Raw genomic sequence first — 25,760 nt, forward strand, 5'->3', positions numbered from 1 at the left:
ATCGTCTGGAGGTCCGCCGGTCCTTCGGCACCATCAGTGCTCGCCCTACTGCGCGACCTCGAAACCGTCGGTTTCGCAGATGCTCCGCGAGTGGTCGGCGATGGCTACGCCCCTGACGGGCAGATGGGGCTCGCCGGTGTCGGGTGGGAAGAATTCGGAGACCTGTTGGCCGCGGGGTCGCGCGAGGACATGAAGGCGCTGGTTGATAAGACCAAGCCCGGCGCCAAGCAGGTGCAGTGCGCGCAGTGCACGTCAAGGTTTGGGCGTTACGAAACGTCGCGATTCGCCCTGACCTGCGAAAACGGGTTCTCACGAAGGGTGGGGCCCTACGGGCAGTGGGCCTGCACCCGTCGGTGCACCCGTCGAGGACCTGCATGAACACACGTTCGCAAGTACCCCGCCGATTCGCCCACTACCTAGCCTACGGGCCCCAACTGACCTCGGTGGGCGCTCAAATTGCCACATCTTGCATTTTGCTGGCACCGTTTGCAGATTGTCTGCGCCGCGGCATCACCCTCGTGGTGGCGGGCGGTTCTGCACATCTGGGGACAGTCCTGTGGACGAACTACACGCGTGTAGTTATCCCCAGAACTCTCCACACCTGTGCACTCGCGCCGGGCGACCGAGGCGCGGGCTCGACGAGGTGGGTGAGGTTCAGCGGGGCGCCGCTGAAGGTCACGCCGCGCCGCTGCACCTGCACCTGCACCTGCACCTGCACCTGCACCGGGGGACCGTGAGGTTCAGCGGGGCGCCGCTGAACCTTCCGGCGGTCCGACGGCCCGGGCGGACCTCAGGCGACGGCGAGCCGCAGCAGTATCGTCACGACCAGGACGAGCCCGACGAGCACGAGCCCACCGACCTGGTACGCCGTGCGGCGCTTGCCCCGGGGGGCGTAGACCAGCAGCGCGGCGACCACGAGGCCGCCGGCGAAGCCGCCGAGGTGGCCCTGCCAGGAGATGTTGGGGAAGGCGAAGGTGATGAAGAGGTTCACCGCGAGCAGCGCGCCGATCTGGCGCAGGTCGCCACCGACCTTGCGCACGCAGACGGCGAAGGCCGCGAAGAGCCCGTAGATCGCACCCGAGGCACCGAGCGTGAGCTGGTAGTCGGGGCTGAGCCACAGCACCGCGACCGACCCGGCCAGCAGCGAGAGCAGGTAGAGCGCGAGGAAGCGCGCGCGGCCGAAGAGGTGCTCCAGCTGGGGGCCCAGCAGGTAGAGGGCCAGCATGTTGAAGCCGATGTGGAGCAGGTCGATGTGGGCGAAGCCCGAGGTGAGGACCTGCCAGTAGGCCCCGTCGACGAAGCCGGGCAGCCAGGTGCCGCCGCGCTGGCAGAGGTCTTCCGACAGCCGCAGGTCGTAGAGGCCGCCGATCGCGCAGAGCCCGTCGGGGCGCAGCCCGAGCAGCTCCACGAGCCGGCTGGCACCGCCGCCGGTGAGCGCGATGGCGAGCCACACGCCGACGTTGACCGCGATCAGCCCGATGGAGGTCGCGCTGGCGTCGGTGGGCCGCATGCCGCCGTACGTCGTGCGGCCCGAGCGGGTCTGCTTGGCACCCTGGGCCACGCAGTCCGGGCACTGGAATCCCACCGCGGCGTCGCGCATGCAGTCGGGGCAGATGGGCCGCTCGCAGCGCTGGCAGCGGATGTGGGACTCCCGACCGGGGTGCCGGTAGCAGACAGGCACCCCGGTCTCGGGAGTCGGAGGCTGGGTCACGCCTCCTTGATCTCCACGGACTCGATGACCACGGGGTCGACCGGACGGTCGCCGGGGCCGGTCTTGGTCGCGGCGATCGCGTCGACGACGTCGCGCGAGGCCTGGTCGGCGACCTCGCCGAAGATGGTGTGCTTGAAGTTCAGCCAGGTGGTCGCGCCGACGGTGATGAAGAACTGCGAGCCGTTGGTGCCCGGGCCGGCGTTGGCCATCGCGAGCAGGTAGGGCTTGTCGAAGGTGAGCTCGGGGTGCGGCTCGTCCTTGAAGGTGTAGCCCGGGCCGCCGGTGCCGGTGCCCAGCGGGCAGCCGCCCTGGATCATGAAGCCCGCGATGACGCGGTGGAAGCCCAGGCCGTCGTAGAACGGGCCGCTGCGGCCGTTGCCGGCGTCGTAGGACTTCTCGCCGGTCGCGAGCCCGGTGAAGTTGGCGACCGTCTCGGGCGCGTGGTTGGGGAAGAGGTTGAGGGTGATGTCGCCTCGGTTGGTCTTGAGGACTGCCTGCGGGTCAGCCATGACTGCCTTTCGCGCGTTCGGGGTACACCGGGGTGTACGACGGGGACCCGTCGTACGCGACGATCCTCGCACGCGCGACAACCATCCCTCCGGGGACCCGGGTGGGGACCGCGTGGTCAGATGGACCGGAACGGCACGAACCGAGGAGAGGAAGTGACGCGGATGCGTCTGCGCAGGAAGAAGTCCTTCATCGAGCAGGCCGGGGACTACGTGGAGTCGGTGGTCGACACCGTCCGTCCCCAGGTGGAGGCTGCCCTGTCCGAGGCTCGGGAGAAGGCCGGTCCCGCGATCGCCGACGCCCGCACCAAGGCGACCCCCTACCTCCTCGAGGCCCGTGACAAGGCCGTCGAGCTCGGCACCGAGGCCCGCGAGAAGGCCGGCCCCGCGCTGGCCGACGCCCGCCGCAAGGCCGCGCCGTACGTCGCCTCCGGCACCGCCTTCGCCGCCGCGAAGGGCCACGAGCTCGGCGACCGCGCGAGCGTCACCCTCGACGACGCGCGCTCCGCGGTCTCGGAGAAGGTGTCCGGCAAGGTCGCCGACCTCAAGGGCGAGCAGCCCAAGAAGGGCTCGAAGCTGAAGAAGCTGGTCCTCATCGGCGGCATCGCCGGTGTCGTGGCCGTCGTGGCCCGCAAGCTCCAGGGCGGCCAGGACTCCTCCGCGTGGCAGTCGTCCTATGTGCCCTCCCCGCCGCCGAAGGCGCCGGCGCCGGTGAAGCCCGACGTCGACGCCGCCGTCGTCGCCGGCGACGACCCCGGCGGCTCCTCGCCCGACGAGGCGCTGGCCGACAGCGCCGAGGGCGCGCACGAGGTCACCACCCCCGACGACCCCGCGACCACCGTCGACCTCGACGGTGGCGCGCACAAGAAGTAGCGCCTCCGCACCACCAGCCTCACCGAGCCGGCAGGTCCCCCACCCGGGGGCCTGCCGGTTCGTCGTTCCCGGGGCCGGGCCGTGGGGACGGCCGAACGGGCAGGACCTGCCGAGAAGTTCTGCCCGCTCGACCTCCCTGCGTGGACGGGTCAGGTACGACGGCGCCGGGACGGCTCGAGGTCCTCGGGCCGGTGCTGCTCGACCCAGTCGTCGATGCGGGCCCACCAGTCGTAGAGCCACTCGATCCGGGCCTCGCGGTCGGTGGGGATCTCCGCGCGCGGCACCTGCCACCACTTCATCGTGATCCGCTTGTCCATGGGCAGCTCGCGCCACATGTCGCCGACGGTCATCACGTGGTCGAGCCCGGTGTGGGCGACCAGCACGACATCGGCCTCGGGTGCCGCGTCGAGGGCGGCCAGCAGCCCCCCGGGCCGGGGCGCCAGCACGTGCACCATCTCCTCGGCGCGGCGCGCCATCGCGTGCAGCCCGAGCCTGTCCAGCCGCTCGATCGCCCGGCTGCGGCGGGCGTCGGTGAAGTTGCCGCCCTCGGGGAAGATCACGAACGCGTCGTCCTCGTCCAGGCCGGTGGCCAGCGCGGCGATCTCGGCCTCGAGGTCCGTGCCGCGGCCCGGGGTGATGAACCGCGCGGGGATCCTGTGCAGCAGCGTGTCGATCACCGGGTCCCAGGCCAGCGTCGCCTTGAGCACCACGCGGGGCTCGCGGCTGTACCACGCCATGAGCGTGTGGATCAGGGTGAAGGAGTCACCGGGGCCCGCGTGCCGGCAGCAGACCAGGATCGGCACGCCGGGGTGCGCGTCCGGGGCCGAGCCCTGGCTCACGACCTCCAGGTGCAGCACCCGCCGCGCCTCGGAGAAGAGCAGGGCCATCACGCCCTGCACCAGGTCGTAGTGGATGCCCTCGAAGTACGGCGTGCGGATCCGCCGCCCGAAGCCCGAGGCCAGCCACAGGCCCAGGAGGACGAGCAGCAGCACCGCCTCCATGGTCAGGTACAGCACGACCATCCACAGCAACCGCGGCGCACGCCAGCGACCGGGCAGGAAGGGCGAGGCCGCCGCGGCCCCCAGCACCCACAGGGGCAGCGTGGTCCACACGAGCACGGTGAGGGCCAGCACCAGCGGCACGCTCACCGCCCGCCGCAGCACCCTCACCTGGACCTCACAGCCCCATCACACCACCTGCGGCGCCCCGCGACCCGCACCCGCGACCACCGCGGGGTGCCAGCCCGGTCGACCCGGCGCGTCCTTCCGGAGACGTGCGCCGGCTCGCCGAGGCACGGTCGGACCCGGCGTACGGCGCGGCGTCACAGCCCGTGGGCGTCGAGGTACGCAGCCCCCGCCTCCCGGCTGAGCCGGATCTTGTCGGCCACGGCACGGAAGTCGCGCCCGGCGAAGACCGAGTCGTCGCGCTCGGAGGTGCCGCCCGCGGGCAGGACGTGGGCCTCGACGTCCTCGGGCAGCTCGTCGAGCTCACGGTGCAGCCGGTGCCTGCGCGCGACCTCGAAGGAGACCCGCGCGACGTCCCACGGTCGGCGCGGCGGGCGCAGCGGCCGGTCGATCCGCCCGACCTGCAGCACGAAGATCCGGGTGGCGCCGAGCTGGTGGGCCCGGGCGACGGGCACGGAGTTGACGATGCCGCCGTCGAGGTAGTGCTCGCCGTCGATCCGCTTCGGAGGCAGCAGCCCAGGCACGGCGGCGCTGGCGACCACCGCGTCGACGACGTCGCCGGAGTCGAACCAGTGCTCGGCCGCCCGCTCGATGTGGGCCGCGCAGACCTGGAGCGGCACCGCGAGGTCGGCGAAGGTCACCTCCCCGAGCTCCTCCCGCAGCCGGGTGGCCAGCGGCCGCGCCGACCACACGTGGGTGCCGGTCACGACGGCCCGCCGGACCGCGCGCAGCGGGTTGTCGCCGTACACCTCCTTGGAGGAGGCCGCGACGCCCTGCCACAGGTCGGTGAGCCGGTCCACGACGCCGGGGTGCGGGTCCTGGGCGACGAAGGCGCCGTTGAGCGCACCGACGCTGGTGCCGAGGACCAGGTCGGGGGTGATGCCGCGGTCGAGCAGGGCGCCGAGCATGCCGACCTCGACGGCCCCGAGCGCGCCTCCGCCCCCGAGGACGAAGGCGGTGCGGGGCGTGGTCACGGGCGGGGTCCGGGCAAGGCGGTCCGTGGACGGCTCAGCCGGCGGCGGGCGCGGTCGGCCCGGTCGACCCGGCGTCGGCCCAGGCCTCGGCGCGCACGCGGCGGGTGGCGCGGTGCTCGGCCCAGAAGCTCAGCAGGGGCACGGTGCCGCTGACCAGCGTGACGGCGGTGAACGGGATGTCCCAGTCGGCCCGGCGCGAGAGCCAGAAGGCGCTGAACAGGAAGATCATGTAGAGCCAGCCGTGGGCGACCCCGAGGTACGCGGAGATGTTGGAGCCCAGCTCCCAGCCGGCACCGGTGTCCTTGGCCAGCCAGGGTGCGTCGGAGACGAGGTAGCCGTAGTGCAGCGGCAGGCCGACCAGGCACAGCACCACCAGCAGGACGCCGACGATCGCGGCCATGGTGCGGTAGGCCCGCAGCGGGGTGCGGAGGTCGTCGGGGAGCTCGTGCGTCACGTGCCCGACGGTACCGGGGTGTCGGACGCCGGCTCCGCGGCCGCGTCCTCCTCGTCGCGGCGGCGGGTGACGTCGCGCACGTAGCGCCACCACACGAAGGCCGCGAAGGCTGCGAAGACCACCCACTCCAGGGCGTAGAGCAGGTTGCGCAGGCCGGTGCCGCCCGCCGGCGGGGGCAGCTCCTCGAGGTCGGCGGGCGCCAGGGTGGCGGCCGCCTCGAGCGGCTCGGTGCGCTCCTGGTCGAGGACGGCGTAGGCGCCGTAGAGGTCCTGGTCGACGTGCTGGATCAGGTCGGCGGTGCGGACCTGCGGGACGACGTCGTCGGTGCGGTCGGTGTCGACCTCGCCCGTGCCGTCGGTCGGCTGCAGCCAGGCGGTGACCGCGCCCGGGCCGGTCGGCGCCGCCGGGGCCTCCTCGACACTGGGCGACCAGCCGAGCACCACGGGGAGCGCGGGGTCGGTGGCGGCACCCACGGCCAGCGGGGTCACCACCCAGAACCCGTCGCGCCCCTCGTGCTCGCGCCCGGAGACGTAGACGGTGCCCTCGGGGAGCCAGCTGCCCTCCACGAGCACCGGCTGGCCGACGTACTCACCCGGGAAGGGGTCGTCGGGGCCCATCGCCTCGGCGAGCGGGATCGGCTCGACCTGCGTCAGGTCGACGGCCTCGGCGTCGCGCCGCGCCTGGTAGGAGTCCCACTGCCACCAGCCCAGCCCGCTCGCCGCGGCCACCATGAGCAGCGCGAGCAGGTGCGCGCCCCAGTAGCGCGGGGCGAGGACGGAGGGCACGACTCCAGGGTACGAGCGCGGCCGAAGCCGTCTCGCGGCGGTGCCATCACCACTACTGGTCTGACCACTTGACCTCTGGCACCTGCCCGCCTACGGTCGTCCCGTGCCCCTGACCCCCGTGACCCGCCGCTCGGTGCCCGACGAGGTCTTCGACCAGGTCCTCGCCGAGGTCGTCGACGGCGGCCTCGCCCCCGGCGAGCAGCTGCCCAGCGAGCGCCGGCTGGCCGAGGTCCTCGGCGTCTCGCGCCCCGCCGTGCGCGAAGCCCTGCAGCGGATGGCCGACACCCGGCTGGTCGAGGTCCGCCAGGGCGAGGCCACGACCGTCCGCGACTTCAAGAGGTACGCCGGCCTCGACCTGCTCCCCCGCCTGCTGGTCCGTGCCGGTGGCCTGGACACCGCGGTGGCCCGCAGCGTCCTGGAGGCGCGGCTGGCCGTGGGCCCGGCGGTCGCCGCGATGGCCGCCGAACGGGGTGGCCCCACGCTGGCCGCGATGCTGGACGAGGTCGTGGACCGGCTCGGTGCCACCGACGACGACGTCGAGCGCCAGGTGCACGCCCTCGAGCTGTGGGACCAGGTCGTCGACGCGGCCGACTCGATGGTCTTCCGACTGATGTTCAACAGCCTGCGCGCGGCGTACGAGCCCGCGCTGGAGGCGCTCGCCCCCGTGATGGCGCTGGAGGTCGGTCAGGTCGAGGCCTACCGGTTGCTCGTCGCGGCCATCGCCAGCGGCGACCCGGAGGTCGCCCGCGCTGCCGCCGACCGGGTCCTGCGACCCGCCACCGACACCATCCTCGGCGCGCTCGGCACCCTCGACCCGACAGGAGCCGTCCGATGACCCGTGTCGATCCCCGCATCGAGCGTGAGGCGGAGGCCCAGGTGGCCGCCGACGAGGCCCGGATCACCGGCCAGGCGCGCCGCCGCCAGTCCCTCCCGCTCTCCGGCGCCTTCCGCCAGTTCTGGCGCCACCCCAGCCCGCCGGTCATCACCGCCGCACTGGTCGTCGCGGTCACCGGCCGGGTCCTCGCGGGCCCGGGCACCTGGTGGGAGCTGCTGGTGCCCGCGGTCCTGCTGGCGATCTTCCCGCTCCTGGAGTGGACCGTGCACGTGGTGGTCCTGCACTGGAAGCCGCGCAGCATCGGCCGCCTGGTCATCGACCCGCACCTGGCCCGCGAGCACCGCGCCCACCACGCGGACCCGCGCGACCTGCCGCTGGTCTTCATCCCGTTCCGCTCGCTCGTCGGGATGATCGTCTCGCTGGCGCTGCTGTCGTGGTGGCTCGCGCCGAGCGCCACCTGGGGCTGGACGGTCCTGGTGACGACGTACGCCGTCGCGCTCGGCTACGAGTGGACCCACTACCTCGTGCACAGCGACTACAAGCCGCGGACCCGCGTCTACCGCGCGATCTGGCGCAACCACCGGCTACACCACTACAAGAACGAGCACTACTGGTTCGCCGTCGTCACCGCGGGCACCGCCGACCGGCTGCTCGGCACCTACCCCGACCCGGGCACCGTCCGCTCCTCGCCGACCGTCAAGGCGCTGCACTCCCAGGACGCCTGAGCCCGCCCGGTCGCTCGCTGAGTCGGCACGGATTCGAGCGTGACTCGGCGCTGGTTCGAGTCCGAGTCGGCACGGATTCGAGGGTGGGTCGGCGCGCGCCGACTCACCCTCGAATCGGCGCCGAGTGACGCTCGAACCGGTGCCGAGTCACCCTTGAAACAGCGCCGAGTCACCCTCGAACGGGTGCCGAGTGAGCGGGGGTCAGTCGGCGCAGGCGGCGAACGGGAGCCCGCGGCGCAGGGTGAGCTCGGCGGCGGCGACGGGGTCGACGAGGCGGTAGCCGATCCTGCCGGAGCCGGGGTCGGCGACGCCGCCCTCGAAGGCCCGCGCCACCTCGGGCGACTCCTCGGCGAGGGCGACCCGCGCGAACAGGTCGCCGCGGTCCTCGCCGAGCCGGATGGTGGCCAGCGTCCCCTCCAGGTTCACGGCGTACGCCGTCAGCGGCTCGAGCCCGGCAGCACCGGCCGGTGCGGGGACGCAGCCGCGCTCGACGTAGGTGCCGACTGCCGTGCCGGTGACGAGCATCCCCGTGGCGTCCTCGGACGCCCAGGACTCGCCCACCTCCACGTCGACCGCAGCGCCGGAGAGCACCAGGCCGCTGTCCACGTCGACGACCGCGTCTGCCAGCGGGCCGACCCCGGCCTCGACGGCCTCCTCGACGGCCCGGGGGTCGATGATCGGGTGCAGGCCCAGGATCCAGCCCACCTCCTGGCCCTCGGCGTCGAAGAGGCGGGCCTCCCAGCCGACGTCCTCCTGGGTGAAGCTGTGGTCGCGCAGCAGCTGCGGGCCGACCGGGCGCAGGAGGCCGTCGGAGAGGATCGCGGTCTCGCGCTGGGCGCGGTCCCAGAAGTCGGCGCGCTCGCCGGCGGGCAGGTCGCTGGACAGCTCGAGCAGCCCCAGCTGCGTCGCGGCGCGGTCGAAGTCGGTGACAGTCAGGGCGGTGACGTCCAGGGGGACGTGCGGGAGCGCGCGCTGGGCCGGGGTCACCGAGTCGGCACTCACCGTCTGGGTCGCGACGGGACCCGGGGGCTCGACGCCGCGCGGGGGCGCGTCTTCCCCGCTGCACCCGGTCAGGGCGGCGCCCAGGGCGAGCACGACGGCGCCGGCGGCCACCCGGCCGCCGACCCTCCCGGGACGAGTCGCACGCACGGGCAGAGTGTGCCACCCCGGGGACCTCCGGACCGTGACTTCGGCCCGACCGAGACGGGGACCACGCCGCGGGGCGTGGCCGGCGTCCACCCGCTCAGGGACGGTTGCGCCCGAGGTCGTCGTGCGCCTGCACCCACTCCTCGGCCACGACGGCCGAGCCGAGCGACAGCTCGCCGGCCAGGACGGTCGCGGCGATGATCTCGGCCAGCTTCAGGACCCCGCCGCTGCCGTAGCAGCCGAGCAGCTCCAGGCACTCCCGCTGGGTGGCCAGGCCCGTGCCGCCGCCGTACGTCGCCACGATGAGCGAGGGCAGGGTGACCGAGGCGTAGAAGTCCCCGTTGGGCAGCAGCTCGGAGAAGCCGTAGAGCGCCGAGGACTCCGCCACGTTGGCGACGTCCTGGCCGGTGGCGATGAAGATCGCGGTGATCCCGTTGGCCGAGTGGTTCCCGTTGTTGTTGGTCACCGACATGATCGAGCCGAGCTGCCCGCGCATGCGTGCCGCGTAGAGCTTGTCGGTGGAGACGTGCATCTGCTCCTCGACCAGCGCCGCGGGCAGGGTGATCTCGGCGACGACCCGCTTGCCGCGGGTGTGGAGCATGTTGACCACCGAGGTCTTCTTGTCGGTGGCGAACTGCCCCTCGAGGAGGAAGTGCAGCTCCCCGGGGTAGTGCTGCTTGATCCACGCGCACGCCGCGAAGGTCGCCTTGCCGGTGAGGTTCTGCCCCGCCGCGTCACCGGTGGAGTAGTTGAACCGGGTGTAGAGCAGCTTCGAGGCGCCGAAGGTCTGGATGTCGAGCAGCTTGCCGGTGCCGGTCGTGGCCTCGGCCGCGGCGGCGACCTCCGGCACGTGCGCGTCCAGCCACACCTTGAAGTCACGTGCCTCGCGGGCGCTGGCGAAGCTGAAGACGGGGGCGCGCTGCATCCGGTCGTCGAGCACCGTCGTGGTGATCCCGCCGGCGGCGCGGCACAGCTTCATCCCCCGGCTGTACGACGCCACGAGGGTGCCCTCGGTGGTGGCGAGCGGCACGAGGAACTCACCGTGGGCGTGCTCGCCGTTGACCAGCAGCGGCCCGGCCAGCCCGATCGGCACCTGGGCGACGCCGAGGAAGTTCTCGATGTTGCCCGGCAGCGTGCTCGGCTCGAGCGAGTACGACGACACGTGCTCGAGCCGGGCACCGGTCTGCTCCTCGGCGTAGGTCCGGCGCGCCGCGATGGCCTGCGCCCCGTAGTCGTCGTCGCGGTCGCGGGGGATCGTGGGCAGCGTCACGAGCAGCGAGCCTAGTGACGCGGTCCCGCTCCGGCGTCACCTCGACGCGCGGTTCCTACGATGGGTCCGTGCCCACCCCCGACGACGGCCTCGGCGGCCCGGACGGTCCTGACCAGCCCGGCGACTCCGACGAGGTGCTGCGGCAGTTCGCCGCGATGGTCGCCGCACCCGACGTGGCCGGGCTGCGAAGCCTCGGGAGCGCGACGGGCGCCGACCCGTTCGCCCGGCGCACCACCAACCCGCACCTGCGCCGGGCGCGGCGAGCGACCCCGGTGCTCCTGCGGGTCCGGGTCGACCTGGTCGGCGCGGCCCCGCCGATCTGGCGACGTCTCGCGCTGCGCTCGGACCTGACGCTCGCGGCCGTCCACGACGTGCTGCAGGCGGCGTACGGCTGGGCAGGCGGGCACCTGCACCGCTTCGCGATCGGAGGCGACTGCTTCGACCCTCGGGCCGAGTGGTTCCTGTGCCCCTTCGACGCCGTGGAGGGGGACGACCTGGGGACGCCCGACTCCGAGGTCACCCTCGACGAGGTGCTGGTCGAGCCGGGGGACGTCCTGCACTACGTCTACGACTACGGCGACGAGTGGGACCTGGTGCTGGTGCTCGAGGAGGTCGCGCCCGTCGGGACGACGACGCCCCCCGCGGCGTGCCTCGACGGCGAGCGCGCCGCCCCGCCCGAGGACTGCGGCGGGGTGCGGGACGTCGCCGACCTCGTCGGCCTGCTCGAGGACCCGAACGCCTTCGACACTGCCGGGGTCGACCGGCTGGTCGCCGCGAGCACCGCGCTGCTGGCGTTGAGGCCGGATCTCGCCGAGCTGCTCGGCCGGCTGCGTGCCACGCCGGTCGGACCGGAGCTGCTCGCCCGCGTCGCCGAGGTCGCAGGCGTCACCGGACCACCGTCACGCGGCGAGGTCCCCGATGAGGCCATCCTGCTCTCACACCTGGCCGGCCACCGGTGGTTCCTGCAGCGCGCGCAGGACGGGGGGCTGCCGCTCACACCCGCCGGCTACCTCAGGCCGGTCGACGTGGCGGCCGCCGCGGCAGTCCTGCCCTCGTGCTCCCACTGGCTGGGCAGGGCCAACCGGGAGGACCTCACCTGGCCCGTGCGCGAGCTGCGCGCCGAGCTCCAGCGCATGCGGCTGCTGCGCAAGCACCAGGGCCGCCTCGTGCTCACCCCCGCCGGTCGCCGCGCCGTCGCCGACCCCTCGGCCCTGTGGGAGCACCTGCGGCTGCACCTGGTGTCGGGGTCCGTGGACGCCTTCGAGGTCCAGGCCCGCCTGCTCGCCCTGCTGTACGTCGCTTCGGAGCCGCGCGGCCACCACGAGCACCGCCTGGCCGACGCCCTCACGTGGCTGGGCTGGCGCGAACGCGGCACGCACCCCATCAGCCCGGACACCGCCGCCTGGGCGATCTCCGAGGTCACGAGCGCGCTGACGGAGGTGGCGGTGCGGGACGACGACCCGTCGCGGGCGGGACGGTCGTCGCGCCGGCTCTCGTCCGTGGCCGTCGAGCTGGCCCGCGCGGCGCTGGCGCCCTGGTGAGGCCGGGTGTCACCGAGTCGGTGAGTCGGTGAGTCGGTGGAGCCTAGGGGACTCGAACCCCTAACCCCCTGCTTGCGCAGCCCAGGATGACCGAGCCGCTACCAATTGCACCCCCGTCGCCGAGGGCGAGAGAACTTCGGTGGAGCCTAGGGGACTCGAACCCCTAACCCCCTGCTTGCAAAGCAGGTGCGCTACCAATTGCGCCAAGGCCCCGGGTGCACGGCGGCGTACGCCGTGCGAGTGGTGCTGAGAAGCGTGAGGTCAGCTGTTGACCGGGTCGGTGGCCTGGGCCCACAGGGCCTGCTCGGCCTTGGACTCCTCGAGCTTGCGTCGGGCGACGAGCGCGCCGCCGACGGCGAGCAGGACCATGACGATCTTCTTCACGGGGGTCTCCTCGGTGTCTCTCCGGGACCCGACCCGTGGGGGCCGAGGCCCGGGGGTGGAGTGGGCCTAACAGGACTTGAACCTGTGACCTCTTCCTTATCAGGGAAGCGCTCTAACCGTCTGAGCTATAGGCCCGCTGCCGGCGGACCGGCGGCAGCCCGACGCGATCGCCGGACCGAGGGGGACACTACAACAGCGCCGCTCACCCTCCCAAAACGGGTGGGCGCCGCCGAGCCGCCCCGGGGCGGCGCAGGTCAGTTGTCCTCGGCGAGGGTGACTTCAACGCCACCGAGGAGTGCGGCGGACATGTTGTAGAGGAACGCCGTCAGCGTGGCGACCGCGGTGAGGATGATGACGTCGATCGCGGCCACGAGCATGGTGAAGCCGAGGACGCGCGAGGTGCCGATGTAGTTCTCGATGTCGAACTCCGAGGCGGAGTCCTCGCCGACGATGTCGGTGACGGTGGCGTTGATCGACTCCCAGACGCCGGCCCGGTCGAGCACGGTCCACACCATGAGCACCGAGACCACGGTGACGATGCCGAAGGCGATCGACAGCAGGAACGAGGTCTTCATGACCGACCAGGGGTCGACCCTGGTCAGGCGCAGCCGCGCCCGGCGGGGGGCACGGCCCGCGGCGGCGGCCGGCGTCGCTGCGGCCGGGGCGGCGTCCTTGTTGGCCTGGTGCTCGTCACCGGCGCGGGCCAGCCGCTCCTTGACCCGGTCGGCGAGCGCCGGCCGGGTCACGGTGTCCTCCGGTCCGCGGGCGGGCACCGGACGCGTGGTCCGCTGCTCGGTGGATCGGTCCGTCATCACTCGTCCTCAGTGTCGGATGCCTCGGGCTCGGATGCCTCGGTGCCGGGGGCGTCGGCCTCGATTGTTGCACTGGCGTCCGCAGGAGCCTCCCCCTGCGAGGACAGCTCCACACCCTCGGCGCCCGGCTCGGCGCCCGACTCGGCGCCCTCGTCGGACTCCTCGTCCTCGGCCGCCTCGACCGAACGAGCGACGACCGCGACGGTGTCCTTCTTCTTGGGCGTCACGAACTTCACGCCCTGGGTCGAGCGGCCGGTCGGGCGGAAGGCCTCGTCGATGGGGCTGCGCACGACCTGGCCGGAGGCGGTGATCGAGAGGACCTCGTCGCCGTCCTCGACGATGAAGGCACCCACGAGACCGCCGCGGTCGGCGTTGGTCAGCGCCATCGCCTTGATCCCCAGACCGCCGCGGGACTGCAGGCGGTACTCCGAGATCCGGGTGCGCTTGGCGTAGCCGCCGTCGGTGATGGTGAAGACGTACTGCGGCTTCACCTCGGCCACCTGCTCCGCGGTCGCCTCGACCGCCGCGGACTCCTCGTCGTGCTCGGCGAGACCGGCGGCCTCCTCGGCCGCGACCTGGGTGGCGCGGATGACCGACATCGACAGCAGCGAGTCGCCCTCGCGGAACTTCATGCCGGTCACACCCGACGTGGCCCGGCCCATCGGGCGCAGCTGGGTGTCGTCGGCGCGGAACCGGATCGCCTGGCCCATCCGCGAGACGAGCAGGACGTCGTCCTCGCCGTGCACCAGCTCGGCGCCGATCAGCTCGTCGTCCTCCTCGCGGAAGTTGATCGCGATGACGCCGGCCTGGCGCGGGGAGTTGTAGTCGGCCAGGCGGGTCTTCTTGACCAGGCCGTTGCGGGTGGCGAGCAGGAGGTACGGCGCCTGGTCGTAGTCGCGGATCGCCAGGACCTGCGCGATCGACTCGTCGGGCTGGAAGGAGAGCAACCCGGCCACGTGCCCGCCCTTGGCGTCGCGGGCCGCCTCCGGGAGGTTGTAGGCCTTCGTGCGGTAGACCCGCCCGGCGGTGGTGAAGAAGAGCAGCCAGTGGTGGTTGGTCGTGGCGATGAAGTGCTCGACCACGTCGTCGCCGCGCAGGGTCGCGCCGCGCACGCCCTTCCCGCCGCGCTTCTGGGTGCGGTACTGCGCGCGCTGGGTGCGCTTGGCGTACCCGCCGCGGGTGATCGAGACGACCAGCTCCTCGTCGGGGATGAGGTCCTCCATCGAGAGGTCCCCGTCGGCGGCGATGATCTGGGTGCGGCGCTCGTTGCCGTACTTCTCCACGACCTCGCCGAGCTCGTCGACGATGATCTGCCGCTGCCGCTCGGGGCTGGCCAGGATGTCCTCGTAGTCGGCGATCTCGGCCTCGATCTTGGCCAGCTCGTCGACGATCTTCTGCCGCTCCAGGGCCGCGAGGCGGCGCAGCTGCATGTCGAGGATGGCGGTGGCCTGGACCTCGTCGATGTCGAGCAGGTCCATCAGGCCCTGGCGCGCGTCGTCGACGTCGGGGGAGCGGCGGATCAGCGCGATGACCTCGTCGAGGGCATCGAGCGCCTTGACCAGGCCGCGGTAGATGTGGGCGCGCTTCTCGGCCTCGCGCAGCAGGAACTGGGTACGCCGGACGATGACGTCGACCTGGTGGGTGACCCAGTTGCTGATGAACTGGTCGATGGTCAGGGTGCGCGGCACCCCGTCGACCAGGGCCAGCATGTTGGCACTGAAGTTGGTCTGCAGCTCGGTGTGCTTGAGCAGGTTGTTGAGCACGACCCGGGCCACCGCGTCACGCTTGAGCACGACCACGAGGCGCTGGCCGGTGCGGTCGGAGGTGTCGTCGCGGACGTCGCGGATGCCCTGCACACGACCGGAGTCGGCGAGCTCGGCGATCTTCAGCGCCAGGTTGTCCGGGTTGACCATGTAGGGCAGCTCGGTGATGACCAGGCAGGTGTTGCCGCGGGCGTCCTCGTCGACCTCGATGACCGCGCGCTGGGTGATCGAGCCGCGTCCGGTGCGGTAGGCCTGCTCGGTGCCGGCGTTGCCCACGATGAGCGCGCCGTTGGGGAAGTCGGGGCCCTTGATCCGCTCGACGAGTGCGTCCTGCAGCTCCTCGCGGGTGGCGTCGGGGTGCTGGAGCGCCCAGGTGGCGCCGGCGGCGATCTCGCGCAGGTTGTGCGGCGGGATGTTCGTGGCCATGCCGACCGCGATGCCGGCCGAGCCGTTGACCAGCAGGTTGGGGAAGCGCGAGGGGAGCACGACGGGCTCGGCGGAGCGACCGTCGTAGTTGGGCTGGAAGTCGACGGTCTCCTTCTCGATGTCGCGGACCATCTCCATGGCCAGCGGCGCCATCCGGCACTCGGTGTACCGCATGGCCGCGGCCGAGTCGTTGCCGGGCGAGCCGAAGTTGCCCTGCCCCTGGACCAGGGGAGCGCGCATGACCCACGGCTGGGCGAGACGCACGAGGGTGTCGTAGATCGCGGTGTCGCCGTGGGGGTGGTACTGACCCATGACGTCGCCCACGACGCGGCTGCACTTGGAGAAGCCGCGGTCGGGACGGTAGCCGCCGTCGTACATCGCGTAGAGCACGCGCCGGTGCACCGGCTTGAGCCCGTCACGCACGTCGGGCAGGGCCCGGCCGACGATGACGGCCATCGCGTAGTCGATGTAGGCGCGCTGCATGGAGGTCTGCAGCTCGACCGGCTCGATCCGGCCGCCGGTGGGAGCGCCGCCGTCGGTGGGGGTCTGCGTCACGTGTCTGTGGCTTTCTGCTCGGTTCTACGGATGTCTAGGGCTGGCGCTAGAGACTGCTAGCGGCCTAGATATCCAAGAAGCGGACGTCCTTGGCGTTGCGCTGGATGAAGGAGCGGCGCTGCTCGACGTCCTCGCCCATGAGGATCGAGAAGATCTCGTCGGCGTGCGCGGCGTCGTCGAGGGTGACCTGGAGCATGAGCCGGTTGTCGGGGTCCATGGTGGTCTCCCACAGCTCCTTGGCGTTCATCTCGCCCAGACCCTTGTAGCGCTGGACCGGGTTCTCCTTGGGCAGCTTCTTGCCCTCGGCCTGGCCCTCGCGCAGCAGCGCGTCGCGCTCGGAGTCGGAGTAGACGAACTCGTGCTCGTGCGGCTTGTTCCAGCGCAGCCGGTAGAGCGGCGGCTGGGCCATGAAGACGTGGCCGTGCTCGATCAGCGGCTTCATGAACCGGAAGAGCAGCGTCAGCAGCAGGGTGTTGATGTGGTGGCCGTCGACGTCGGCGTCGGCCATCAGCACGACCTTGTGGTAGCGCAGCTTGTCGAGATCGAACTCGTCGGTGATGCCGGTGCCGAGCGCGGAGATGATCGACTGGACCTCGGTGTTGGCCAGGACCTTGTCGATGCGGGCCTTCTCGACGTTGAGGATCTTGCCGCGGATCGGGAGGATCGCCTGGATCCTCGGGTCGCGGCCCTGACGGGCCGAGCCACCGGCCGAGTCGCCCTCGACGATGAAGACCTCGCACTCGGCGGGGTTGGTCGACTGGCAGTCCGAGAGCTTGCCGGGCAGGCCGGCGCGACCGAGCAGGCCCTTGCGGTCGCGGGCGAGGTCGCGGGCCTTGCGGGCGGCGTTGCGCGCCTGCGCCGCGGCCTGGGCCTTGCGGATGATCTCCTTGGCCTCGGCCGGGTTCTCCTCGAACCACGCACCGAGCTGGTCGCCGACGATGCGCTGGGTGAAGCCCTTGGCCTCGGTGTTGCCGAGCTTGCCCTTGGTCTGGCCCTCGAACTGCGGCTCGGCGAGCTTGATCGAGATGATCGCGGTGAGGCCCTCGCGGATGTCCTCGCCCTTGACCTTGTCCTCGGGCTTCTTCATCAGGCCCCAGTCCTCGCCGCGGCTGTTGACCAGGCTGGTCAGCGCGGCGCGGAAGCCCTCCTCGTGGGTGCCGCCCTCGGCGGTGTTGATCGCGTTGGCGAAGGTGTGGACCGACTCGGTGTAGGTGTCGGTCCACTGCATGGCCACCTCGAGGCTCATGTGGTTCTCGACGTCGTCGGGCGACTCGGCCTCGAAGGAGATCACTGTGGGGTTCGCGGCGTGCTTGGTGCGATTGAGGTGGTTGACGAAGTCGACCAGGCCGTTGTCGTAGCGGAAGACCTGCTCCAGGGCACCCGCCGAGCGCTGCGGCGCGGCGGCACCCTCCTCGCTGGAGTCGACGGTGTCGTCCTCGACGGCCTCGGCCACCGCCTCCGCGCCCTCGCGCTCGTCGCGCACGACGATCTCCAGCCCCTTGTTGAGGAAGGCCATCTCGCGGATGCGGTGGGTGATGGTCTCGAGGTTGTACGTCGTGGTCTCGAAGATCTCCGGGCTGGCCCACCACGTGATGGTGGTGCCGGTGCGCTCGCCGTCCTCCATCGGCCGCACCTGCTCCAGCGGGCCGTCGGGGACGCCGAGGCTGAAGGTCTGGCGCCACAGGTGGCCGCGGTTCTTGACCTCGGCGACGACCCTGGTCGACAGCGCGTTGACGACCGAGACACCCACGCCGTGCAGACCGCCGGAGACCTTGTAGCCGCCGCCGCCGAACTTGCCGCCTGCGTGGAGCACGGTCAGTGCCAGCGTCAGGGCGGGCAGCTCCTGGCCGGGGGCGGTGTCGGTGGGGATGCCGCGACCGTTGTCCTCGACCTTCATCGCGCCGTCGGCGCACAGGGTCACGACGATCCGGTCGCAGTAACCGGCCATCCGCTCGTCGACGGCGTTGTCGACGATCTCCCAGATGAGGTGGTGCAGGCCGCGCTCGCCGGTGGAGCCGATGTACATGCCCGGGCGCTTGCGGACCGCCTCGAGACCCTCGAGGACCTGGATCGCCGAGGCGTCGTACTCCACGCCGTTGGGGGGCTGCGGGGTGCTCGCCGCAGGGGTCTCGACCTGGCTGTCCTCGGACACACGCGCTCCATCTCTGCGGGCTCTGCGACGAGCCGTGGCACACAACAGGTCGCCCGAGGCGACCTGCATCCCATACTAGCCCGTCAGTGGCCTCCACGCGCCCCCGCGACCCGCCGGGCGGGGTCGTGCCACGCCCCGGATGGCCCCTCAGCGGCTCGTGGAGGCCTCCAGGAGGGCCTGGGAGGGGGCCCGACAGGGGCGGGTACGTCGGAGGGCGTCCCAGATCGGCTCCTGCGCGCTCGTGCGCTCGGACCGGGCTCGTCCTGGCCACCCGGCCGGGTCTCGCTACCCGTAGGTGTCGCGAGGCCCGCGGCCGTCGCGCACCGACCGGGGCCCCTTGCGCCAGGTGGGCAGGTGCGGCCCGAGGACCTCGATGACGGTGACCGTGCCCGCGCCCAGGTCCTCGTTGAGCCGGCGCACCAGCTGCGGGGCCAGGAGCGTGAGCTGGGTGGCCCAGGCGGTGGAGTCGGTGCGCACGACCAGCCGACCGTCGGCGAACGTCTCGGGGGTGCAGTGCCCCGCGACCTCCTCACCGACCAGCTCCGGCCAGCGCGCGAACACGCCGCGGACCCGGAGGTCCAGGGCCCAGCCGTGGTCGGCGACGAGGCGCGCCAGCGTGCTGTCGAGCAGCTGCGGGTCCCGGTCGTCACCCGGCGCGGGGCGAGGGCCGTCGCCGCCGGTGCGCCGCTTCCGCCTGGGCCGCCGGACGCCGCCCGCGGTCGCCCCGGCCACCGCCTTCGCCGTGCGGCGAGCCAGGTCCAGCCCGTCGTCGGAGTGCGGGAGGTCGGTGGCCGGCAGGTCGTCCAGGTCCGGGCCGTGGTCGCGCTCGCGGGGCAGGGCGGACCGGCCCGAGTGGCCCTCGGGCGGCCCGTGGTCCGGGTCCGGCGTCGCGGGGTGCTCAGTCGTCACGGGTGACCTGGCCTCCCGCGACGAGGAACCGGACGCCCCGGAGCGCGGCCGGCACGTCCTCGGGGACCGCGGCGGTGACGAGCACCTGCTCCGCGCCGGCCACCAGGGCCGCCAGCTGCTCGCGCCGCTGCGAGTCCAGCTCGGCGAAGACGTCGTCGAGCACGAGGATCGGGTCGTCGCCCTCGGAGCGCAGCAGGTCGTACGACGCCAGCCGTAGGGCGAGCGCGAAGGACCACGACTCGCCGTGCGAGGCGTAGCCCTTCACCGGCAGCCGGACCGCGACCGGCGCGGTCTGGGGCTCGCCGGTCTGCTCGCCGGTCTGCTCGCCGGTGCCACCGTCCCCGTCCTCCGGCCCGGGCGGCTCCGGGGCAGCGACCGCCGCGGGTCCGAGGGTGAGCAGCAGCTCGTCGCGGTGCGGCCCGACCAGGGACAGCCCCCGGTCGAGCTCGTCGCGGCGCCGCGCCTCGACCTCGACCAGCAGGCGCTCGGCGAGGTCGTCCACGCCCAGCTCCCAGGCGCGGTCGGGCAGCTCCAGGCTCGGGCGGTACTCCACGTCGGCAGCGTCGCGTCCGGCCCCCTGGGCCACGGCGGCGTACGCCGCGACGACGTACGGGCGCAGCGCCTCGACCAGCCGCAGCCGCTCGGAGAGCAGCTCCGCGCCGGTGCGGGCCAGGTGGGAGTCCCAGACCGACAGGGTCGCGAGCGCCCCCTCGGCGGACGTGCTGCCGCGGCGCGCGGCGCCGGCGGTCTTCAGCAGCGTGTTGCGCTGGCGCAGGATCCGGTCGTAGTCGGACCGGACGCCCGCCAGGCGCGGGGCGCGCAGCACGAGGAGGTCGTCGAGGAACTTCCGTCGGTCCGAGGGGTCGCCCTTGACCAGGGTGAGGTCGTCGGGGGCGAAGACGACGGTGCGCACGAGGCCGACCAGCTCTCGCGCCCGCGGGAGCGGGGAGCGGTTGACCTTGGCCCGGTTGCTGCGACCGGGGTTGATCTCCACCTCGAGGACCGCGGTGCGGCCGTCGCGCACCACGGCGGCCCGCACGACGGCCCGCTCGGCCCCGGCGCGCACCAGCGGCGCGTCGCTGGCGACCCGGTGCGAGCTGAGCCGGGAGAGGTAGTCGATCGCCTCGACCAGGTTGGTCTTGCCCTGGCCGTTGCGACCCACGAAGGCGGTGACGCCCGGCTCGAGCGGGACCTCCGCGGTGGGGTAGGAGCGGAAGTCGTGCAGCGTCAGGTGCGAGACGTGCACGTCACGCCAGGTCGGGTTCCGGGCCGGGCTCCCCGCCGGAGGCGGCCTGGGTCGCGTGCCCACCGAACTGGTTGCGCATCGCCGCGACCGCCTTCATCGCGGGGGAGTCGTCCTGGCGGGAGACGAACCGGGCGTAGAGCGCAGCCGTGATGGCGGGGGTCGCGACGGCGTTCTCGATGCCGGCCTCGACGGTCCAGCGTCCCTCGCCGGAGTCGTCGGCGTAGCCGCGGATCGATGCCAGGCCCGGGTCCTCGTCGAGCGCGGCCACCAGCAGGTCGAGCAGCCAGGAGCGGATGACGGTCCCCTCGCGCCAGGAGCGGAAGACCTCGGTGGTGTTGTCGACGACGTCGACGGCCTGGAGCAGCTCCCAGCCCTCGGCGTAGGACTGCATGACGGCGTACTCGATGCCGTTGTGGACCATCTTGGAGAAGTGGCCGGCGCCCACCTTGCCGGCGTGCACGGCGCCGAGCTCGCCCTCGGGCTTGAGCGCGTCGAAGGCCGGCTGCACCTTCGCGACGTCCTCGGCGGTGCCGCCGTACATCAGGGCGTAGCCGTTCTCCAGGCCCCAGACCCCGCCCGAGACGCCGCAGTCGACGAAGCCGATGCCCTTCTCGGCGAGCATCGCCGCGTGCGCCTGGTCGTCGGTCCAGCGCGAGTTGCCGCCGTCGACGACGAGGTCGCCCTCGCCCAGCAGGTCGCCGAGCCGCTCGATGGTCTCGTGGGTGGGGGCGCCGGAGGGCACCATCACCCACACGACCTTGGGGGAGGGCAGCGCCTCGACCAGCGCCTCGAGGGAGTCGACATCCCGCTTGTCGGGGTCGTGGTCGAAGCCCACGACCGTGTGTCCGGCGTTGCGCAGGCGGGTGCGCATGTTGCCGCCCATCTTCCCGAGTCCGACGAGTCCGATATCCATACCGAGCAGCCTAGGACCCGAGGCGGTGGGAGCGGCCCGTCAGGCGGGTGAGGCGCTCAGGAGAGCAGGCGGCGGGGCATGAGGAGGTAGCGGAACCCCGGGTCGCTGTCGTCGTCGGTCACGCCCGAGATGACCACGGGCTTGGAGGCCTGGGTGAAGGCGAGCTGGACCGTCGGCTGGTCGATGGCGGTGAGGCCGTCGAGGAGGAACTGGGGGTTGAAGCCGGTGGTCAGGTCGTCACCGGTCACGACCGCCTCGACCGACTCCGAGGCCTGGGCCTCGTCGCCGGATCCCGCGTCGAGGGTGAGCACACCGTCGGAGAAGGCGAGCTGGACGGCGGTGTTGCGCTCGGCCACGAGCGAGACGCGCTTGACCGACTCCACCAGCGCGGCCTTGTCGACCGTGGCAAGCGTGAGGTGCTCGGAGGGGAAGAGGCTGCGGACCTTGGGGAACTCCCCGTCGAGCAGCCGGGTCGTCGTACGACGCATGCCGCCGGGTCCGGCGCCCTCGAAGCCGATCAGGCCGTCGCCCGCGCCGCTCGCGCTGAGGGCGATAGCGATCTCGGCGCCGGCGGTGAGGGACTTGGCCGTGTCGGCGAGGACCTTGGCGGGCACGAGCGCGGCGAGGGTCTCGTCGGGGGTGCGCGGCTCCCAGCTGAGCTCTCGCTGCGAGAGGCGGAAGCGGTCGGTGGCCAGCAGGGAGATCGTCGAGCCGTCGATCTCCAGGCGCACGCCGGTCAGCACCGGCAGCATGTCGTCGCGTCCCGCGGCGGTGACCGCCTGCGCGACGGCGTGGCTGAAGAGCTCGCTGGGGACGGTGCCGGTGGCCTGGGGCATGGCGGGGAGCGTGGGGTACTCCTCGACCGGCATGGTCTGGAGGCTGAAACGGGCCGAGCCGCAGGTGAGCTGGACCCGGGCGCCGTCGAGCGTCATCTCGACCGGCTTGGCGGGGAGGCTGCGGCAGATGTCGGCGAGCAGCCGGCCGCTGACCAGGGCACGGCCCGGGTCGTGGACGTCAGCCTGCAGGGTCGCGCGTGCGGAGGTCTCGTAGTCGAAGCTGGACAGGACCAGCCCCTGGTCGTCGGCCTCGATGAGCAGGCCGGCGAGGACGGGGACGCTCGGTCGCACGGGCAGGTTGCGTGCCGCCCAGGCGACGGCATCGGCCAGCACGTCTCGTTCGACGCGGAACTTCACGGTGTCAGTCCTTCGGCAGGAGGGGCGCGGGGCCGGGCAGGGGGACCGGGCGCGGGGCACGGCGGTGGACCCGGGGTGACGGGGAGTCGCATCCTGCCACGCGCCGCCCACCGGAGGGGAGCGCTGGTGGGTTTTCCCCAGGGAGGGGCCCGGGAGGAGTTCCACGGGGAATCGGGATGGTCAGGGTTCCAGAGGAGTCATAGGAGCTGTGGACTCTGTGGACGAGCTGCGTTCCTGCAGGTGGTGCGGAGGAATGCGAGTGCACAGGGGGTGGGGAGGAGTGGTGTGGTTCCGCGGCGGCGCCTGTGCAGCCAGGACGGGCCCGTGGACCCGACGCGATCTGGTCCACAGATCCTCCCCGTGTAGTTCCGGGTGGATCTGCCCGTCGTCCACAGGCGCGAACGACACGTTCCGGACCCGGGGGAGCCGGCCGGTCAGGCCTGGCGTGCCTGCATCTTCACGCGGTTCGTGAGCTCGGAGACCTGGTTGAACACGGCTCGGCGCTCGGCGAGCAGCTGGTTGATCTTGCGATCGGCGTACATCACGGTCGTGTGGTCGCGGTTGCCGAACTGTGCGCCGATCTTGGGCAGGGAGAGGTCGGTGAGCTCGCGGCACAGGTACATCGCGATCTGGCGCGCCATCACGAGGTGCCGGCCGCGGCTGGGGCCGGTCAGCTCGTCGATGGTCAGCCCGAAGTAGGCCGCCGTCTGGGCGATGATCAACCCGGCGGTGATCTCGGGCTCGCCACCCTCGGGGATCAGGTCCTTCAGCACGATCTCGGCCAGGGTCATGTCGACCTCCTGGCGGTTGAGGTTGGCGAAGGCGGTGACGCGGATCAGCGCCCCCTCGAGCTCGCGGATGTTGGTCTGGATCTTGGAGGCGATGAACTCCAGGACGTCCGGCGGCGCGGTCAGCCGGTCCATCGCGGCCTTCTTGCGCAGGATGGCGATGCGGGTCTCGAGGTCGGGCGGCTGGACGTCGGTGATGAGGCCCCACTCGAAGCGGTTGCGCAGCCGGTCCTCCAGCGCCTCCAGCCTCTTCGGCGCGCGGTCGGAGGTCAGGACGATCTGCTTGTTGGCGTTGTGGAGGGTGTTGAAGGTGTGGAAGAACTCCTCCTGGGTCTGGGTCTTCCCCTCCAGGAACTGGATGTCGTCGATGAGGAGCACGTCGACGTCGCGGTAGCGGCGCTTGAAGCGGTCCTGCCGGTCGTCGCGGATCGCGTTGATGAACTCGTTGGTGAACTCCTCGCTCGAGACGTAGCGCACCTTGGCTCCGTTGTAGAGCGAGCGGACGTAGTGGCCGATGGCGTGGAGCAGGTGGGTCTTGCCCAGCCCGGAGTCGCCGTAGACGAGCAGGGGGTTGTAGGCCTTGCCCGGTGCCTCGGCCACCGCCACGGCGGCCGCGTGCGGGAAGCGGTTGGACGAGCCGATGACGAAGGTCTCGAAGGTGTACTTCGGGTTGAGTCGCGTCTCCAGGGCGTTCGGGCGTACGCCGCTGTCGACCGGGGCGGGGGGCTCGGGCGTGCTCGGGGTCATCTCGCGCCGGGGTGCGGGGGGCACGGGGCCGAGGTCGGGTGCCGGGGCAGCGGCGAGCGGGGTCGTTGACTCGTCACTGCCGATCGTCGAGTCGACAGGACTATAAGTCGACATATCGCTTGGCGGGTCGGTGTCCTCCAGCGCGGGGTTGACCGTGACGGCGATCCGGATCTCCTGGCCGAAGCGCACCGACAACGCGTCCTCGAGCTGCGCGCGCAGCCGGCCCTCCAGCTGGTGGCGGGTGAAGTCGTTGGGGACGGCGATGATCGCCGTGTGCCCGTGCAGGGTGATCGGCTCGCTGGCGCGCAGCCACGCGCGCTGGTTGGGCTGGAGGTCCGCGACCACGCCGTGCCAGGCGGAGGCGAGGTCCGAGAGGTTGTCGTCCACGGTGGGGGTGCTCCGCCCTGCCCCGGTCGGAGGGGTCCCTCACGGGTCCGGGGAGCTGCTCGTCTGGTGGGTGTTCGGTCGGTCTCGCGCCACGGCCGCGGTCGGCGTCTCCACCGTCCGCGCTGCTGTGACCTGCTCATGTTCCACAAGTTGATCCACAGGCTGTGAACCCGGGTCGGGGGATGTGGACCCTCGGTGTCCCGGTGCTCGCGCCGGACCGGGCTCCATCACAGTCGTCGCAGGTCAGACCCGGTGGATCGACCTGGGCGGGCCCGTCGGCACTGACGGAGCGGTGGTGCCCGAGCGTGGCGCGGAGGCGGGACCTCGAGAGTGGAACCTAACCCGGCACCCGGGGGGGCGCAAGGAGTTCTCCACAGGCCGGGGCGCCGCGAGCACGACGGCGCGGGTGGGGGGTCGGCGAGGGTTTGACCCCCCGTCGCGCGCCCGCGTACCGTTGGCCGGTCATCCGAGGAGATCTGTGTGTCGACGGGTGCCGCATGTCCATGACCGTCCCCGGCTGCCGCCGGGCCGGCGTGGGTGGGCGGTGCCGGCCGAAGGTCGCGTACCGGTGGTGCCTCCGGGCGCCCCGGTCGGCACAGCCGATCACAGGGTGGGAGGTCCGGCACCGCCGGGCCCGACGCAGACGTCCAGCAGAACCCTCCGCGAGAGAGAGCAGTCGTGAGCAAGCGCACGTACCAGCCCAACAACCGCCGCCGTCACAAGGTGCACGGTTTCCGTCTCCGCATGCGTACGCGTGCGGGCCGCGCGATCCTCAACCAGCGGCGCCGCAAGGGCCGCAAGTCGATCGCGGTCTGACCCGACCGCCGGTCGCGCCCGCCCCGTGCTCCCCGCTGAGCACCGGCTCGACGACGCCGGGCTGTTCCGGCTCGCGACCCGTCGCGGGACGCGTCGCTCCTCGCCCACGCTGGTGACCCACCTGCTGCAGCGCGAGGGCGACGCTCCTCCGCTCGTCGGGTTCGTCGTCAGCAGGGCGGTGGGCAACGCCGTCGTCCGCAACCGCGTGAAGCGCCGTCTTCGCCACCTGGCCCGGGAGCACGTGTCCTCGCTCCCGGGCTCTTGCGTGCTCGTGGTGCGTGCGCTCCCGGCCTCGGCGTCGGCTTCCAGCGCCGCGCTCGGGGCGGACCTGTCCGGTTGCCTCGCGAGGGTCCCGGCGTGAGGGACCCCCTGCGGCTGGTGCTCATCGGCTTCCTGCGCGTCTACCGGAAGCTGGTCAGCCCGCTCTACGGCCAGGTCTGCCGCTACCACCCCAGCTGCTCGGCCTACGCCCTGGAGGCCGTGACCGTCCACGGCAGCCTGCGGGGCAGCTGGCTGGCGGTGCGGCGCCTCGGTCGCTGCCACCCGTGGTCCGACGGCGGCTACGACCCCGTGCCCCCTCGCCACCCGGAGGGCACCATGGACGCCGACACCCCGTCCGGCCCCACCCCATCCCCGCACGTCCGCCCCACACAAGGAGTCTGATC

Annotated in this window: 24 protein-coding genes and 2 tRNA genes; 7 read left to right on the forward strand and 19 right to left on the reverse strand. The window is 72.4% G+C overall.

Features of this window, described 5'->3' with window-relative positions:
* Positions 1-790: 790 nt before the first annotated feature.
* The gene (locus ACYVID_RS12080) at positions 791-1,711 is read right to left on the reverse strand and encodes a rhomboid family intramembrane serine protease (RefSeq protein ID WP_460737335.1); all 921 of its coding nucleotides are present in this window, start codon (positions 1,709-1,711) and stop codon (positions 791-793) included.
* Positions 1,708-2,220, reverse strand: a complete 513-nt coding sequence (locus ACYVID_RS12085) for a peptidylprolyl isomerase (protein WP_460737337.1) — start codon at positions 2,218-2,220, stop codon at positions 1,708-1,710. The genes ACYVID_RS12080 and ACYVID_RS12085 overlap by 4 nt, the downstream gene beginning before the upstream one ends.
* A 162-nt stretch (positions 2,221-2,382) precedes the next feature.
* On the opposite strand from ACYVID_RS12085, the gene ACYVID_RS12090 reads away from it, so the two are divergent.
* Positions 2,383-3,090, forward strand: a complete 708-nt coding sequence (locus tag ACYVID_RS12090) for a hypothetical protein (protein WP_460737339.1) — start codon at positions 2,383-2,385, stop codon at positions 3,088-3,090.
* A 149-nt stretch (positions 3,091-3,239) separates the two neighbouring features.
* Here ACYVID_RS12090 and ACYVID_RS12095 read toward each other — a convergent pair whose 3' ends face one another.
* The 4 genes from ACYVID_RS12095 to ACYVID_RS12110 form a co-directional block, all read right to left on the reverse strand.
* Entirely contained in the window at positions 3,240-4,238 is a 999-nt protein-coding gene (locus ACYVID_RS12095; protein ID WP_460737341.1) for a 1-acyl-sn-glycerol-3-phosphate acyltransferase, read from the reverse strand.
* Positions 4,239-4,411: 173 nt separating this feature from the next.
* Positions 4,412-5,248 (reverse strand): patatin-like phospholipase family protein, encoded by an 837-nt coding sequence (locus ACYVID_RS12100; protein ID WP_460737343.1) that lies wholly within the window; start codon positions 5,246-5,248, stop codon positions 4,412-4,414.
* Positions 5,249-5,282: 34 nt separating this feature from the next.
* Positions 5,283-5,702 (reverse strand): DUF3817 domain-containing protein, encoded by a 420-nt coding sequence (locus ACYVID_RS12105; protein ID WP_460737345.1) that lies wholly within the window; start codon positions 5,700-5,702, stop codon positions 5,283-5,285.
* Positions 5,699-6,487: an SURF1 family protein gene (locus tag ACYVID_RS12110; RefSeq protein ID WP_460737346.1), complete on the reverse strand. Its 789-nt coding sequence runs from the start codon at positions 6,485-6,487 to the stop codon at positions 5,699-5,701. Before ACYVID_RS12110 ends, ACYVID_RS12105 begins: the two co-directional genes overlap by 4 nt.
* 103 nt (positions 6,488-6,590) lie before the next feature.
* Here ACYVID_RS12110 and ACYVID_RS12115 point away from each other — a divergent pair, with 103 nt between their 5' ends.
* Together ACYVID_RS12115 and ACYVID_RS12120 are read left to right on the forward strand one after the other, a co-directional pair.
* Complete coding sequence (locus ACYVID_RS12115; RefSeq protein WP_460737348.1) at positions 6,591-7,322, forward strand: FadR/GntR family transcriptional regulator; 732 nt, start codon at positions 6,591-6,593, stop codon at positions 7,320-7,322.
* Complete coding sequence (locus ACYVID_RS12120; RefSeq protein WP_460737350.1) at positions 7,319-8,047, forward strand: sterol desaturase family protein; 729 nt, start codon at positions 7,319-7,321, stop codon at positions 8,045-8,047. Before ACYVID_RS12115 ends, ACYVID_RS12120 begins: the two co-directional genes overlap by 4 nt.
* 201 nt (positions 8,048-8,248) lie before the next feature.
* On the opposite strand, the gene ACYVID_RS12125 is transcribed toward ACYVID_RS12120, so the two are convergent.
* Both ACYVID_RS12125 and ACYVID_RS12130 read right to left on the reverse strand, forming a co-directional pair.
* Complete coding sequence (locus ACYVID_RS12125; RefSeq protein WP_460737352.1) at positions 8,249-9,196, reverse strand: hypothetical protein; 948 nt, start codon at positions 9,194-9,196, stop codon at positions 8,249-8,251.
* A gap of 94 nt (positions 9,197-9,290) precedes the next feature.
* Positions 9,291-10,463 (reverse strand): hydroxymethylglutaryl-CoA reductase, encoded by a 1,173-nt coding sequence (locus ACYVID_RS12130; protein WP_460737354.1) that lies wholly within the window; start codon positions 10,461-10,463, stop codon positions 9,291-9,293.
* Positions 10,464-10,531: 68 nt separating this feature from the next.
* Here ACYVID_RS12130 and ACYVID_RS12135 point away from each other — a divergent pair, with 68 nt between their 5' ends.
* Positions 10,532-12,004, forward strand: a complete 1,473-nt coding sequence (locus ACYVID_RS12135) for a plasmid pRiA4b ORF-3 family protein (RefSeq protein WP_460737356.1) — start codon at positions 10,532-10,534, stop codon at positions 12,002-12,004.
* Positions 12,005-12,144: 140 nt separating this feature from the next.
* Here the strand turns inward: ACYVID_RS12135 and ACYVID_RS12140 are convergent.
* The 11 genes from ACYVID_RS12140 to dnaA all read right to left on the reverse strand — a co-directional run bounded on the left by ACYVID_RS12140 (position 12,145) and on the right by dnaA (position 24,279).
* Positions 12,145-12,217: transfer RNA gene (locus ACYVID_RS12140), tRNA-Ala, on the reverse strand.
* Between the two features lie 48 nt (positions 12,218-12,265).
* The gene (locus ACYVID_RS12145; RefSeq protein ID WP_300640132.1) at positions 12,266-12,388 is read right to left on the reverse strand and encodes a DLW-39 family protein; all 123 of its coding nucleotides are present in this window, start codon (positions 12,386-12,388) and stop codon (positions 12,266-12,268) included.
* 61 nt (positions 12,389-12,449) lie between these two features.
* Positions 12,450-12,523: transfer RNA gene (locus ACYVID_RS12150), tRNA-Ile, on the reverse strand.
* Positions 12,524-12,642: 119 nt separating this feature from the next.
* The gene (locus tag ACYVID_RS12155) at positions 12,643-13,200 is read right to left on the reverse strand and encodes a DUF3566 domain-containing protein (protein WP_460737358.1); all 558 of its coding nucleotides are present in this window, start codon (positions 13,198-13,200) and stop codon (positions 12,643-12,645) included.
* A complete protein-coding gene (gene gyrA / locus ACYVID_RS12160) occupies positions 13,200-15,944 on the reverse strand; it encodes a DNA gyrase subunit A (RefSeq protein ID WP_460737360.1) in 2,745 nt (914 codons plus the stop codon). The genes ACYVID_RS12155 and gyrA overlap by 1 nt, the downstream gene beginning before the upstream one ends.
* Before the next feature lie 64 nt (positions 15,945-16,008).
* A complete protein-coding gene (gene gyrB, locus ACYVID_RS12165) occupies positions 16,009-18,096 on the reverse strand; it encodes a DNA topoisomerase (ATP-hydrolyzing) subunit B (protein ID WP_460737362.1) in 2,088 nt (695 codons plus the stop codon).
* A gap of 285 nt (positions 18,097-18,381) precedes the next feature.
* The gene (locus tag ACYVID_RS12170; protein ID WP_460737364.1) at positions 18,382-19,005 is read right to left on the reverse strand and encodes a DciA family protein; all 624 of its coding nucleotides are present in this window, start codon (positions 19,003-19,005) and stop codon (positions 18,382-18,384) included.
* Entirely contained in the window at positions 18,995-20,251 is a 1,257-nt protein-coding gene (recF, locus tag ACYVID_RS12175; protein ID WP_460737366.1) for a DNA replication/repair protein RecF, read from the reverse strand. The genes ACYVID_RS12170 and recF overlap by 11 nt, the downstream gene beginning before the upstream one ends.
* 1 nt (position 20,252) lies before the next feature.
* Entirely contained in the window at positions 20,253-21,173 is a 921-nt protein-coding gene (gnd, locus tag ACYVID_RS12180) for a phosphogluconate dehydrogenase (NAD(+)-dependent, decarboxylating) (protein WP_460737543.1), read from the reverse strand.
* 47 nt (positions 21,174-21,220) lie between these two features.
* A complete protein-coding gene (gene dnaN / locus ACYVID_RS12185) occupies positions 21,221-22,357 on the reverse strand; it encodes a DNA polymerase III subunit beta (protein ID WP_460737368.1) in 1,137 nt (378 codons plus the stop codon).
* Positions 22,358-22,791: 434 nt separating this feature from the next.
* Positions 22,792-24,279: a chromosomal replication initiator protein DnaA gene (dnaA, locus tag ACYVID_RS12190; RefSeq protein WP_460737370.1), complete on the reverse strand. Its 1,488-nt coding sequence runs from the start codon at positions 24,277-24,279 to the stop codon at positions 22,792-22,794.
* 678 nt (positions 24,280-24,957) lie between these two features.
* Here dnaA and rpmH point away from each other — a divergent pair.
* From rpmH to yidD, 3 genes are read left to right on the forward strand one after another with little or no spacing between them, the layout of a single operon-like run.
* Positions 24,958-25,095: a 50S ribosomal protein L34 gene (gene rpmH, locus ACYVID_RS12195; RefSeq protein ID WP_300640151.1), complete on the forward strand. Its 138-nt coding sequence runs from the start codon at positions 24,958-24,960 to the stop codon at positions 25,093-25,095.
* Positions 25,096-25,120: 25 nt separating this feature from the next.
* Positions 25,121-25,456, forward strand: coding sequence for a ribonuclease P protein component (gene rnpA, locus ACYVID_RS12200; RefSeq protein WP_460737372.1), 336 nt, complete (start codon positions 25,121-25,123; stop codon positions 25,454-25,456).
* Positions 25,453-25,758, forward strand: coding sequence for a membrane protein insertion efficiency factor YidD (gene yidD / locus ACYVID_RS12205; protein ID WP_460737374.1), 306 nt, complete (start codon positions 25,453-25,455; stop codon positions 25,756-25,758). Before rnpA ends, yidD begins: the two co-directional genes overlap by 4 nt.
* Positions 25,759-25,760 lie beyond the last annotated feature (2 nt).

The sequence above is a fragment of the Nocardioides ginkgobilobae genome, from assembly GCF_054781275.1.